The sequence below is a fragment of the Type-A symbiont of Plautia stali genome (genome assembly GCF_059731155.1).
The window spans coordinates 566615-579375 of sequence record NZ_AP035891.1; the positions used below are offsets into that span (position 1 = coordinate 566615).

The window sequence follows — 12761 nt, forward strand, 5'->3', positions numbered from 1 at the left end:
GCCATCATCGCAGCCCCCGCATGGGGGCTTTTTTGTTTGCTGACTACTCAACAGCGCGCATACCCGCTATGATTTTTGCTTTGCTGGCCCGGCGGCCAGCGTTTTGCGGTAACGGGACGACGTCAGCACGTGAATATCATCAGCATAATTATGGAGTCGGGCAAAGCCGCGGTCGACGTCGCGCTTTACACCCTGATTCCCATCATGGTGGTGATGCTATTCATCATGAAATACCTCGAAGTGAAAGGCGTGCTGGATTTTGTCGTGCGCCACGCCACGCCGTTACTGAAGCCGCTGGGGATTACCGGCCTAGCGCTGTTCGCGCTAATCCAGTTAAATTTTGTCAGTTTTGCCGCACCGCTCGCCGCGCTGGCGATCATGGAAAAGCGCGGCACTTCAGACCGCCACATGGCGGCCACGCTGGCGATGCTGTTCGCGATGGGCCAGGCCAACGCCTTTTATCCGCTGATTCCTGACGGGCTCAACTGGAGCGCAGCGCTGCTGTTCTCCATCAGCGGCGGCGTGCTGGCGGCCGCCTCAACCTATCACTTTTTGCCCGTAAACTTTCCGACGTCGCGCTGCGCGATGAAGATCAGGGCGTGGAGAACGACGACGCGAAGTCGGGGCTGATCGCCATCATCAACACCTCGGGTGCCGACGCCATTCGCCTCGCGCTCGGTTCGCTGCCGATGCTGATCCTTTCGCTGTCGGTGGTGGGCATCCTGAAGAGTGCCGGAGCCATTGAGCTGCTGACACAGCTGCTGGCACCGCTGTTACAAAAACTGCATATCGCCGAGGTGTATGTGCTGCCTGCGCTGACCAAATGCCTGGCCGGCGGCACCGCCTATTACGGCGTGGTTTCCGGTCTGGTCGAACAGGGGCAGTACAGTGCGCACAACATCAACGCCTCGGCAGGCCTGCTGATTCAGACCTTCGATCTGCCCGGCATCGGGATTTTCCTCGGCCTCTCCAGCCGTTTTCCGCGCCTGTTCCGCTTCGCCGTGCCCGGCATTCTGCTGGGCATTGCGCTGCGCGCCACGGCGCACAGCCTGCTGTTCTGACGTCGGTTTCCCTGTCAGGATGATGCCGCAGCCACAGACTTACGCATCCGCGCCAAACTCCAGCGCTTTCTGCGTGCGCAGCTCTGCCAGCCGGGTTTCCAGCGCGGCTTCAATGTGCTGATAGGCCGTGCTGCCCAGCGCCAGTCGCAGCGGCATCGTTTCCTGATCCAGCGTCGCCAGCGTTGCCGCCACACATTTTCCGGCATCGCCCAAAATAGCGACCTCACCCGCTTCGATCGCCCGACGGAACTGGCCGGATGCATTGTCACGATAGGCGTCGAGCGGCGCGGCGATATCCAGCCCGCTGGCAAAGTTGGTGACGGTCGGGCCCGGCTCCACTAGCAGCAGCTCAATACCAAAGCTGGCCACTTCCTGGCGCACCGCTTCGACAAAACCTTCAATCCCCTATTTGCTGGCGTGATACAGGCTGAAATTGGGATACGCCACCTAGCCGCCCTCGGAAGAGATCTGCGCAATGCGGCCACCGCCCTGCTGGCGCAAATGCGGGATGACGGCGCGAATCAGCTGGATCGATCCGGTGAGATTGGTGGCGATCAGGCGTGCAATCTGCGCGTCGCTGAGCTCTTCCGCCGCGCCAAACAGACCGTAAGCGGCATTGCTTACCACCACATCAATACGCCCGACGTGGGCAAAGGCGGTGGCGATGGCCGGTGCGATACGGGCCGTTTCGGCCAGATCCAGCCGCATCACCAACAGCCGATCGCCATATTGCTGCTGCAAATCGGCCAGTGCCTGCTCGCGGCGCACCGTTGCCACCACGCGATCGCCGCGCTCAAGTAAGCGTTCACTCATCAGTCGGCCCAGCCCGCTGCTGGCACCGGTAATTAACCAGGTTTTCATTTTGGCGCTCCTCATGTTGAAAACCTGATGATAGATCGCTTTACTGGTGGTCATAATCTCCCCAATCGCACATGACCTAGTGAGGAAATACCACCAATGAAACGCCCTTCCTGGCACGAACTGCAGGCGATCAAAACGCTGGGCGAGCAGCGCAGCTTTCGGCACGCCGCCGAGCTGCTTGGCCTGAAGCGCTCTTCGCTCAGCCACCTGGTGAAAACGCTGGAGCACAACCTCGGCGTGCAGCTGTTTCAGCGCACCACACGCAGCGTATCGCTGACCGACGCCGGTGAGCTGCTATTGCAGATTGCAGCGTCTCGCGCCGCTGCTCAATCAGATGGATGAGGTGCTGCACGACATCAGCCTGAGCCGCCAGCAGCAGTACGGTACGCTGCGCATCAGCGCCAGCAATGTTGGTGATTGGCCTGCTGCTGGATCAGGTGGTGCCCGAGTTCAGCGCACGCTATCCCGGCATTCAGCTTGATTTCGCCGCCCAGGGCGCGCTGGTGGATATCACCGCCGCCGGGTTTGATGCCGGCATCCGGCGGATTGAAGATGTGCCGCAGGATATGGTGGCTATTGCGCTCGGCGGCCCGCTGACCTTCGTTACCGTGGCCTCGCCCGATTATCTGGCGGCGCACGCGCCGGTGCGCCAGCAGCAGGATTTACTGCAGCAGCAGTATATTCGTCATCGCCTGCCCGGTGGCAAACGCTATCGCTGGGAGTATCAGAATGCGGATGAAAGTCTGGAGATTGACGTGCCGGGTACGCTGACGTTAGACAATAATGCGCTGATGGCGCGCGCGGCCATCAACGGTTCAGGGATTGCGTTCGTGCCCTTACTGTACGTTAGCGAGGCACTGCAGCAGGGGGAAATTAGTGGAACTGCTGGCCGACTGGCGCATTCAGTCGGCGGGAATCGCGTTGTGGTTCCCGCCGAACCGGCATCAGTCGATGGCGCTGCGGCTGTTTATCGACGCATTGAAAACCCGCCTGCCGCACTACCGCTGAATCAGCCCTGACGCTGCCGCGCTTTGTGCACCATAGTGTAGGCGTAGTCGACGCCTATGCCGTAGGCACCGCTGTGCTCACGCACCAGATCCATCACTTCATCGTAAGTATCTTTGCGTGACCAGTCGCGCTGGTACTCCAGCAGCACCTGCTGCCAGGTCACCGGCACCGCACCCGCTTGCACCATGCGCTGCACGGAACGTTCGTGCGCATCAACACTGGTGCCGCCGGAGGTATCGGTCACCACATACACTTAATAACCGGCTTTCAGCGCCATCAGGACCGGGAAGGTCAGGCACACTTCGGTCCACAGCGCCGAGATGATCAGTTTTTTACGACCGGTTTTCTCTACCGCCTCGACAAATTTCGCGTCTTCCCATGAGTTCATGGAGGTACGCTCAATCGGCTTCGATTCCGGGTGCACCGCCAGCAGTTCTGGCCAGATGTAGCCGCTGAAGCTTTCCGTTTCTACCGAGGTGTAAATCACCGGCACGTCGAAAATTGTCCCCGCTTTCGCTAGGGCGACGGTATTATTTTTGAGCTGTTGGCGGTCAATATTGGCGACACCAAACGCCATCTGTGGCTGATGGTCGATGAAGATCAGGGTTGAGTTCTGTGGGTCAAGCAGGTCGAGTTTAGACATGATGGTTTCCTCTAAAGTGGTTTTAAATTTGTGTGTTGTGCTGCTGGAATAAACTTTAGAGAAAGCGCAGACAAAGAGATAACGCAAAGAATTTTACAACTTGTTCAAAGCGTTTTTAGAAGCTTGATTTGAATGGATTAATTGGCCAAAGCGCAGCGTTTTTGCCGGTAAAACAGCGGCTCACCGACGTTGATTCTGCGCCTGCGACGGGCGTAATCTGTGGCGACAAAATCATAAAAAACACCATCGCAAAATGATCGTACGTCCTCATCAACACTGGTTTCTCCGGTTGTTTGACTGGCACGGCTCAGTGCTGTCTCGCATTGCGTTCCGCCTGTCGCTTAACCTGCTGATGTCAGTGATCGCCATTCTGGGTTATCCATGGTATTCCACACTCGGCATTCACCTGACCACCGCGCCGTTCAGCCTGATTGGCGTGTCGATCGCCATCTTTCTCGGCTTTCGCAATAACGCCAGCTACGCGCGCTTTATCGAGGCGCGCACGCTGTGGGGCAATATGCAACATTACTCAGCGCTCGCTGCTGCGCTAGGTTAAAACGCTGCGCGGACTGCGTGCGGAACAGGTGCAGGAGTTTATCGGGCTGCAGCTGGCGTTCAGCTGGAGCCTGAAACACCGGCTGCGTAAAACCGATGCCCAGGCCGATCTGCAGCGGCTGCTGCCGCCCGCGTGGCACGCCGCTGTGCTCGGCCATCCGATGCCGACCTCGCAAATCATATTATGCATGGGTGAATGGCTGGCGCAGCGGCGTGATGAGGGATTAGTGACGGATATCGTCTGGCAGAGTATTGATGACAACCTCAACCATCTGTCGGCGTATCTGGGTGGCTGCGACCGGCTGGCCAGCACACCGATTCCCTTCGCCTACAGCCTGATTCTGCACCGTACGGTGTATCTGTTCTGCACCCTGCTGCCGTTCGCGCTGGTGGCGGATTTGCACCTGATGACACCGCTGGTGTCGGTGTTTATTTCGTACACCTTTTTGTCGCTGGAGTCGCTGACGGAGGAACTGGAAGATCCGTTCGGCACCGCGCCCAATCATCTGCCGCTGGACGCGCTGTGTGTGAATATCGAACGCAATCTGAAAGCGATGAACAACGATTTCCCGCTGCCGGCAGCGAGCCAGCCGGACCGGTATTTTAATCTGACGTGACGGCACGAGCTGATTCAATCGCCATGCTCGCTGACCGCACCGCATCGGTAGCGGCGCGATTTATCGCGCTAATCCGACCGCTGCGCCGCTGTTTTTTGCGCAATAAATTGCGCCGCTACGGTTTGTGCGGAGGGTTATTGCAGCGCCGTTGCAAGCGCTCCTCGATTGATGCGCCAGTAAAGAAATTATCCCAGCTTATCCAGCCAGCGGACATACGCCTGATCCCACAGTGCGGCGGGGGTGCCGGCTTTACCGAGGCCAAAGTCGTGGCCGCCGCTGCTCAGTTCAATCAGCTCAACCGGCACGCGCATACGGCGGCAGGCGTCGCGCATCAGCTCGGTGTTGTGGGGGTTGGACGTATGATCGTCCTCCGCTTGCGCCAGGAAGGTTGGCGGATAGGCGCGGGTAACGTAATTTTGCACTGACCAGTTGGCTTCCTGGGTCGGCATGGCGTCATTGCCCACGATCATCTGGTGAGTACGGGTGTGCTGATAAGGCGCTTCAAGGGTGATAACCGGGTAAATCAGCCCGACGCTGTCTGCGGTTGGCCGGATGTCATCCAGCGAATCCTGCGGTGAATAGGTGACGAAGTCAGGCCGCGCCGCCGCCATGCCGAGCAGATGGCCGCCGGCCGAAAAGCCCAGCAGGTGCACCTTGTTTTCCATCGCGCGCACCATGCGAATCGCGCGCTGCGCATCCTGCAGCGGCGCCAGTCTGCCGGCCTGCCACTTTTCACCCGGCAGCTCAGCACGTAGGCGGTATACCCGTTGGCATTAAGCCAGCGCGCGACCGGCCAGGCTTCGCGCCCCATGCCGATAAAACGGTAGCCGCCACCAGCCGCAACGATCACCGCTTCCCCGTTGGGATTCTCCGGACGAAAGCGCTGAATGGCGGGAGAAACGATATTGGTCCACGAACCGTTAGCGCTGACTTTCAGCAGGCCAGACGGACCGCCGCCGCCCGGTGGGTCGTCCGGCCAGAGCGGAATAATGCCATCCCGGGCAAACAGTTTGCCCGCCGTCATGGAGAGTACGGTTGCTCCGCTAGCCAACAGAAAACGACGCCGTGTAATCATCTTGCCCAGTAGCCGGTATGGAAAATGCGCCAGCCCGGAGGCGGCGTCTCATTATGTGATGCAGGTCCTGTTTCAATCTGGCGATAATGTACGCATTTCGTACAAAAAAGCCATAAAAAAACGCGCCAGAAAAGGCTCGTATTAACGAAGAGAAGGGAAAATTAATCCTGCTGCTGGAATTGAGTCATCACCGTCTGCTCGCACTGCTGCTGATCGTGACGCAGCTTCGCCCGCTCTTCTTCACACAGTTCCAGCCAGCCGTTGACCACTTCCTGCGCGGTTTCCTCGTTGAAGGAGGGCTTGTTCATGGCCGATGGTGACTGGCTGGCGTAGAAGATATTCTCCTGCGCGTCGGCATCCGTATCATCCGCCAGCGCGCTGGCAGACAGCGACAGCCCTACCAGGGCGATAAGCAATGCTTTCATAATAAGCTCCCGTTATTTCCAGAAAATCACGTTTCGTCTTGCTGCGCGCGTGCCGCCTGCCGGGCAGCACGCTAGTTCAGTAGCAGCGTCACCGTGATGCCGTGCAGCACAATGCTGCACACCACCAGCGTCAGCGCCATGTCCATCATCTGTTCCGCCTGCGGGCCCTGCAGGCCATGCACCCAAGCATAAGCAATATAATTGATACTGCCGATGCCGCGAATCCCCAGTCAGCCAATCAGCATCCGCCGCATAAACGGCACCTCGCAGCGCCAAGTGGTCAGCCATACCGCCAGCGGCCGCACCACCACAAACAGTAGCAGCGCCAGACCGATGCCGGTGAGATTCCAGTGATGCGCCAGCGTAATACCCAGCACCACCATCATCGCTGCCGCCAGCAGGCGTTCGATAGTATCACCAAACGACAGCGCATCGCCGACCACCAGGCCGACCGATTTCACCGGGCTGCCGCCCCCCTGCTTCAGGCGCTGGTTAGGATTGACCAGCACCTCTGCCGGCAGGTAGCGCTTCTCTTCCGGTAAATCTTCCAGTGGAAAGCGTTTAGTCACGCGCAGCTCGGCGCAGCGTAAGCCGACGCCTGCCGCAAAGGTGGCAAGGAAGCCAGACGCATCCACCGACTGCTCCGCCGCATAGCTCAGGGCGATCAGCGCCAGCGCGAGGAAATCATTGGGGGCCACGTCGTGATGCGCGCTGCGCAGATGGGTCGCCAGCTGGCCGATCAGCCGTCCGAGCAGATAACCAATCGCCAGCCCACCGCCAATCGCCCACACCACATCGCGCGCTGGAGAGCGCCACGCGCAGCGCATCGTTAACGGAGATCAGGCTGGCAAGCACCGATCAGTCGGGGCAACAATGGCACCAAACGCCAGCGACAGCGGCCAGCCAAAGCCGGTAATCCAGTGAATCAGGCAGGCCATGCCGCCGACGGTCAGCAACATCGCCGAGAATGCCAGCCGCAGCCCGACGCGCCACGCATGCGCGCTCATCGGCAGACGCAGCTTGAGCCCTGTGATAAACAGCGAGGCGGCCATGGTGATTTCGGTGATATGGGCGGCGAGCTCGGCGTGGCCGATAATGTCGATTTGCAGCAGATTAAGCATCCACGGGCCGCACAGAATGCCCGCGAACAGGTAGAGACCAAACGACGTCACCGGCCCCCGGTGAATCCAGCCGGAAGCCAGTGACATCAAAAGTAGCAGACCGCCAGTGAGGGCAGTCCAGGCCAGGAAGTTCATAACGCTCCGTTTTTAATTAACATTCTCCTTTAAGCCTGGCACAGGATCGTGAATTAGTTTTGCAGATGGCGACTGGCGAGGCGAATCAGCAGCGCAAGCACAGCGGCAGCCGTCGCAAGGCTGACCACGCCATTCCAGCCGAAATGGGCCAGCGCCAGGCTGCCGAGCGCCGCGCCTGTCGCCATACCGATAAACACCACGGTGAACATCAGCGCATTGAGGCGGCTGCGCGCCTCCGGCGCCAGGCTGTAGACCAGCGTCTGATGCGCCACCAGCGTGGCCTGCACGCCAAGGTCAAAGCCGATGGTGCTGAGGATAATCAGGCCGAGCTGCGCCGGCACCGGCAGCACCGGCAGCAGGAACATCAGGGCAAACGACACCATCACCAGCGTGGCGCCATACTGGGTGACACGCGCCGGGCCGATGCGGTCGGCAAAACTGCCCGCCAGCGGCGCGGCCAGCGCACCGGCGGCACCGGCCAGACCGAAAGCCCCTGCCACGGCGCTGTCGAGATGGAAGCGATCGCTCAGCATCAGCGCCAGGGTAGACCAGAAGGCGCTAAAACTTACCGACAGCAGGCCCTGCGCCAGCGCCGCGCGGCGCAGCGTCTGGTGATGCTGCCACAGATGCGCCAGCGACAGCAGCAGACGCGGATAGCTCACCGTGGTGCCCGGCGTAAAGCGTGGCAGCGCGCGCCACAGCGCCAGACTGCTCAGCAGTACCGCCGCCGCCGCCATCATGTACATGGTGCGCCAGCCCAGATACTTCGCCACCACGCCGCTCACCACGCGCGACAGCAGAATGCCGACCAGCAGCCCGGTCATCACCGTGCCGACGGTTTTGCCACGGCTGCGCTCCGGTGCCAGCGCCGCCGACGCCGGCACAATGTCCTGCGCCACGGTAGCGGTTAATCCGGTAACAAAGCTGGCGATCAGCAACGCACTGATGCCGCCGGAAAAGCCGCACAGCAGCAGCACGGCGACCAGCAGCAAGCCTTTAACCAGAATGATGGTGCGGCGATCGTGGCGGTCACCGAGCGGGGCCAGCAGCAGAATCCCCAGCGCGTAACTGGCTTGGGTCAGCATCGGTGTACCATACCAACGCTGCCGATGCCCACATTGAACTGTTTACTGATGATATCCAGCATCGGCTGGCTGTAGTAAATCGATGCCACGCTGAGACCGGCACCGGCCGCCAGCGTAAACACCAGCGGCGCCGGCAGCTTTTCAGCAGGCATGGCAGAAGATTGAGACATGGCAGACATAGTGGTTTTCCCCCGTGATAATGCGCTTATTAAAGCGCGTTGCGGCCATACGCGGTAGACTGCTACGACACAGAACTGTTATGCGTGGTACGTATGAGCACATTCACCAGCGTTGACCGCATCGAACTGATGCAGACGTTTATCCGCATTGTTGAAAGCGGCTCGCTGTCGGCGGCTGCGGCGCAGCTCGGCACCACCCAGCCCACCGTGAGTCGCCGTCTGCAGGCGCTGGAGCAGCGGCTCGGCCTGAAACTGATTTTACGCACCACCCCATGCGCTGAAACTCACCGATGACGGGGAACGCTGCTATGCCCAGGCACGGCAGCTGGTGGCGACCTGGCACGCGCTTGAAGATGAATTAACCGGCGCCAATGACGACCCGATCGGCACGCTGCGCGTGCGTGCGCCGCATGCGTTTGGTCAGGATCAGTTGATTGCGCCGCTGATGGATTATCTGCAGCGCTATCCGCGCCTGGCAGTGGAGTAGATGCTCAACGACCGCACGCCGGACTTTGTCAGTGAAAACGTTGACTGCGCCATTCAGGTCGGCGCGCCCACGGACCCGTCGGTGGTGGCGGTGCTGCTGGCGGAAGTGCCGCGCTTTGTCGTTGCGGCACCGGCGCTGCTGGCGGCTCATGCGCCGGTGAAAGAGGTTACCCAACTGACGCAACTGCCGTGGCTGGCGCTGACCAGTTTTTATCGTAACGAAATTGCGCTGCAGCGTCTCAGCGACGGCCAGCCGATCAACCTGGCGATTGCCCCGCGCCTCGCCAGCGATAGCCTGTACGCGGTGCGCAAAGCCGCGCTGGCGGGCATAGGCGCCGCGATTGTGTCGTCATGGGTGGTGCAGGAGGATTTAGCCAGCGGCGCGCTGGTGCAGTTGGTGCCCGACTGGCAGGCGCCGCCGCTGCCGGTGTGGCTGACCTACCCGTGGGCCAGTTATTATCCGGCCCGCCTGCAGCATTTTTTCGCGATGATCAGGGATGTGATGCCGCAGCTGACCGGCACGCAGCCGGTGCGGTAATGGGCCAGGTCGCCATAAATGGCGACCCTTATATCCCGATCATTCTCCTCCGGGTATGATGATCCCCGACTGATCATCGGGAAGTTGCTGGTGAGATGGGGGCGACCCCTGGGCATAAAGCCTGCTTTGTGGATTCATCCCCGGCAACTTAACTCCCGCCTTCAAGACCGGACGGTATCCTGTGCCCCGAGCACGCATCCATAAGGATGGTCATGGCGGTTTCCCTGTGCTGTTAAGGAGAATCTATACAAACCCGTATGCCTGTCGGCATTGATATTGCCTCCGGAAAGTTTGATGTGGCCGTCTGGAAAGGCGACACGTCTTACAAAACCAAAGTCTTTCCCAACACCCCTAAGGGCTTTATCGCCCTGAAAAAATGGCTGGAGCCGTTCGGCTGCTGCCATATCTGCATGGAGGCTACCGGCGCGTACAGTGAGCCGCTGGCCACCTTCCTGCACGACAAAGGCTATGATGTCAGCGTGGAAAATCCTGCGCGCATCAGGCGCTTCGGGCAGGCCGAGCTGAGCCGGAATAAGACGGATAAAGACGATGCGCGCATGATAGCGCGCTACTGTAAACTGCACGGCCCATCGCTGTGGCAGCCGGCGCCGCTGAATGAACGCAGGCTGAAAGCGCTGGTGAAGCGCCTGACGAATCTTCAGGAAATGCGGCAGATGGAAGAGAACCGGCTGGAGGTATCGGATGCGGTGGTGCAGCCCTCAATCCGCGTGGTCATTGCGGCGCTGGATGCGCAGATAGACGAAACGAAGCGGGCAATAAACGACCATATTGACAATGACCCGGGCCTTAAAAAGAACAGGGAACTGCTGGAGTCCATCCCGGGCGTGCTGGGCAGCACGATGCTGGCGTATATGGGGGACATGTCGAGGTTCAGCAGCAGCAAGGCTCTTGTGGCGTGGGTGGGGCTGAATCCGATGCGGCAGGAGTCCGGTGAGTGGAAGGGCAAAAGCAGGATATCGAAGATGGGCAACAGCGCGATGCGCAAGGCCCTGTACATGCCAGCGATAGTGGCGATGAAGTGGAATCCGGCGGTAAGTTTGCTGAAGAAGCTGCTGCAGCTGGCTTATGGTGTGCTGAAGTCGGGTCGTCCGTTCGATGCCGAAATATGTCTTGCCAGGTAACCGGCAAGACGGTATCTACAGGTTGATGGCACGGTTTATGTTGGGTGCGCATTGATGCGCACCTGGTAACGGCTTACTTCAGGGTAATGCTCTTTACAATCGCATCGGCATCGCTCTGCGCCTGCTGCTGATTATCGGCGGGCAGAGTGATCTGCAGCATCAGCAGTTTACCGTCCACCTTCGCCAGAATAACCGAGGACCAGGAGGTCTGATTGTTGGCGGAAATCACTGTATCCAGCTGCTGTGCCGGCTGATCTTTCAGCGTCACCGCTTTGTTCGACACCACCTGCAGCTGCGGATCGCGGTTGCGCTGCTGCTGCTCCAGACGCTGAGTAAGCGCATCCAGTCCTTCACTGGTCGGATCGCCCGCAATCACGATAATCGCGCGCTGGCCGGTTTCATCGGCATACACGTGCATATTGGTGGATTCCGAACCGAGCTTGCCGCTCTTATCTGACATGCCCGCTGGCAGGCTGAAACACAGCTTACCGTCCATCAGGTTTACTGTCTGTGCTGACTGACTGGCGCTGGCGCCGTTGCTGTTTGCCGCCGTGTCGTCTTTCTTCTGATCACACGCCGCCAAGCCTAACACCAGCAGGCCGATGCCCGCATATTTCACTAAGTTACGCATTCTTATCCCTTCGTAAGGTTTCCATCAGCCGTTATCAAAACGGAATCGGTGCTTAAAAGCAATCAGCGCTTTGTCAGGAAATCTTAGCGTGCCGTGACGTTTCGTCTACATTCAATTAGCCGAAATTCATCTGGCGCTGAGCGGAACGTTCCGCTAGACGCTTAAGTGTCGCATTGAGCAGAACACCGTAAGCAGGCAGGAAGAAAACCATGCAGATCAGCACTTTGAAGCTGTAATCCACCAGCGCGATCTCTACCCAGTGGCTGGCCATGAACGGGTCCGGACTCTTATAAAAGGCGATAAAAAAGAAGAAGGCCAGCGTATCGCTGATGTTGCCGAGGAGCATGGCACAAGCAGGCGCAATCCACCACTGCGGCAGTTTACGCAGGCGGTTAAACACGTGCACATCAAGGATCTGCCCCAGCGCATAGGCCATAAAGCTGGCGCAGGCGATACGCGCCACGAACAGATTGACCTCCTGCAGCGAGGCCCAGCCCTGCCACGCGCCCTGATAAAACACGCACGACACGATGTAGGAGATAAACAGCGCCGGAATCATCACCGCAAGGATAATGCGCCGTGCCAGCGGTGCGCCAAAAATACGCACGGTGAGATCGGTGGCGAGAAAAATAAACGGGAAGCTAAACGCACCCTAGGTGGTGTGGAAGCCGAAAATCGCGACCGGCAGCTGCACCAGATAGTTACTGGAGGTAATCACCAGCAGGTGAAACAGCGACAGCCAGAATAGCGCATGCATGCGCTGACGAGCAGAGAAGTTAATCATAAAGGCCTTTTGAGGAATTAGCAGTGACATTAAAAAATCGGACGGCATCTTAGCGTGTTGCGCAACAAATACAATGGTTAATTTTAACGCAATCGTTCTCGCCTTGCGCGCGCGCTGTAGCGCGTTAGAATGAGCGCCCACCCTGAATAAAGACAGAGAATCATGAGCGATCTTTTTTCCGCTGCGGACCATAAGCTTGATGCGCTTGGGCTGCGCTGCCCGGAGCCGGTGATGATGGTGCGCAAAACCGTGCGTACCATGCAGGCGGGCGAAACGTTGCTGATCATCGCCGACGATCCGGCGACCACGCGTGATATTCCCGGCTTCTGCCGCTTTATGGAGCATCAGCTGCTGGCACAGCAGACCGAGAGCCTGCCGTACCAGTATCTGATCCAGAAAGGCGCGGAGGCCTGAT

General features: G+C 59.2%; 6 protein-coding genes and 9 pseudogenes. 7 read left to right on the forward strand and 8 right to left on the reverse strand.

Annotation, left to right across the window (positions count from 1 at the left end):
* Positions 1 to 129 precede the first annotated feature (129 nt).
* Positions 130 to 1061 (forward strand): annotated as a pseudogene (locus AC6I8M_RS02965) (nucleoside recognition domain-containing protein).
* A 39-nt stretch (positions 1062 to 1100) separates the two neighbouring features.
* Here the strand turns inward: AC6I8M_RS02965 and AC6I8M_RS02970 are convergent.
* A pseudogene (locus tag AC6I8M_RS02970) lies at positions 1101 to 1922 on the reverse strand (SDR family oxidoreductase).
* Between the two features lie 96 nt (positions 1923 to 2018).
* Here AC6I8M_RS02970 and AC6I8M_RS02975 point away from each other — a divergent pair.
* A complete protein-coding gene (locus AC6I8M_RS02975) occupies positions 2019 to 2264 on the forward strand; it encodes a LysR family transcriptional regulator (RefSeq protein ID WP_022549087.1) in 246 nt (81 codons plus the stop codon).
* 65 nt (positions 2265 to 2329) lie between these two features.
* On the forward strand, positions 2330 to 2941 hold the full coding sequence (locus AC6I8M_RS02980) for a LysR substrate-binding domain-containing protein (protein WP_498013663.1): 612 nt from the start codon (positions 2330 to 2332) through the stop codon (positions 2939 to 2941).
* Here the strand turns inward: AC6I8M_RS02980 and AC6I8M_RS02985 are convergent.
* Positions 2932 to 3573, reverse strand: a pseudogene (locus tag AC6I8M_RS02985) (hydrolase). The gene AC6I8M_RS02980 and the pseudogene AC6I8M_RS02985 overlap by 10 nt on opposite strands.
* Before the next feature lie 253 nt (positions 3574 to 3826).
* On the opposite strand from AC6I8M_RS02985, the pseudogene AC6I8M_RS02990 reads away from it, so the two are divergent.
* Positions 3827 to 4745, forward strand: a pseudogene (locus tag AC6I8M_RS02990) (bestrophin family protein).
* A gap of 185 nt (positions 4746 to 4930) precedes the next feature.
* Here the strand turns inward: AC6I8M_RS02990 and AC6I8M_RS02995 are convergent.
* From AC6I8M_RS02995 to AC6I8M_RS03010, 4 genes and pseudogenes are all read right to left on the reverse strand, one after another.
* Positions 4931 to 5820: pseudogene (locus tag AC6I8M_RS02995) on the reverse strand (alpha/beta hydrolase).
* A 161-nt stretch (positions 5821 to 5981) separates the two neighbouring features.
* Positions 5982 to 6245, reverse strand: coding sequence for a hypothetical protein (locus AC6I8M_RS03000; protein ID WP_010617174.1), 264 nt, complete (start codon positions 6243 to 6245; stop codon positions 5982 to 5984).
* A 71-nt stretch (positions 6246 to 6316) separates the two neighbouring features.
* Positions 6317 to 7501: pseudogene (locus AC6I8M_RS03005) on the reverse strand (cation:proton antiporter domain-containing protein).
* A gap of 53 nt (positions 7502 to 7554) precedes the next feature.
* Positions 7555 to 8765, reverse strand: a pseudogene (locus AC6I8M_RS03010) (MFS transporter).
* A 93-nt stretch (positions 8766 to 8858) separates the two neighbouring features.
* On the opposite strand from AC6I8M_RS03010, the pseudogene AC6I8M_RS03015 reads away from it, so the two are divergent.
* Both AC6I8M_RS03015 and AC6I8M_RS03020 read left to right on the forward strand, forming a co-directional pair.
* A pseudogene (locus AC6I8M_RS03015) lies at positions 8859 to 9789 on the forward strand (LysR family transcriptional regulator).
* Positions 9790 to 10046: 257 nt separating this feature from the next.
* Positions 10047 to 10931, forward strand: a complete 885-nt coding sequence (locus tag AC6I8M_RS03020; RefSeq protein ID WP_498013664.1) for an IS110 family RNA-guided transposase — start codon at positions 10047 to 10049, stop codon at positions 10929 to 10931.
* 73 nt (positions 10932 to 11004) lie between these two features.
* On the opposite strand, the gene AC6I8M_RS03025 is transcribed toward AC6I8M_RS03020, so the two are convergent.
* Both AC6I8M_RS03025 and AC6I8M_RS03030 read right to left on the reverse strand, forming a co-directional pair.
* The gene (locus AC6I8M_RS03025; RefSeq protein WP_010615910.1) at positions 11005 to 11562 is read right to left on the reverse strand and encodes a DcrB family lipoprotein; all 558 of its coding nucleotides are present in this window, start codon (positions 11560 to 11562) and stop codon (positions 11005 to 11007) included.
* A 115-nt stretch (positions 11563 to 11677) separates the two neighbouring features.
* Positions 11678 to 12346: pseudogene (locus AC6I8M_RS03030) on the reverse strand (7-cyano-7-deazaguanine/7-aminomethyl-7-deazaguanine transporter).
* A gap of 162 nt (positions 12347 to 12508) precedes the next feature.
* Between AC6I8M_RS03030 and tusA the strand changes: the two are divergent.
* Positions 12509 to 12760 (forward strand): sulfurtransferase TusA, encoded by a 252-nt coding sequence (gene tusA, locus AC6I8M_RS03035; RefSeq protein ID WP_010615909.1) that lies wholly within the window; start codon positions 12509 to 12511, stop codon positions 12758 to 12760.
* The last annotated feature ends 1 nt before the right edge of the window (position 12761 follow it).

Coding starts and splice junctions, on each gene's coding strand:
- AC6I8M_RS02975 (WP_022549087.1), top strand. CDS start 2,019: ATGAAACGCCCTTCCTGGCACGAACTGCAGGCGATCAAAACGCTGGGC.
- tusA (WP_010615909.1), top strand. CDS start 12,509: ATGAGCGATCTTTTTTCCGCTGCGGACCATAAGCTTGATGCGCTTGGG.
- AC6I8M_RS02980 (WP_498013663.1), top strand. CDS start 2,330: ATGTTGGTGATTGGCCTGCTGCTGGATCAGGTGGTGCCCGAGTTCAGC.
- AC6I8M_RS03025 (WP_010615910.1), bottom strand. CDS start 11,562: ATGCGTAACTTAGTGAAATATGCGGGCATCGGCCTGCTGGTGTTAGGC.
- AC6I8M_RS03000 (WP_010617174.1), bottom strand. CDS start 6,245: ATGAAAGCATTGCTTATCGCCCTGGTAGGGCTGTCGCTGTCTGCCAGC.
- AC6I8M_RS03020 (WP_498013664.1), top strand. CDS start 10,047: ATGCCTGTCGGCATTGATATTGCCTCCGGAAAGTTTGATGTGGCCGTC.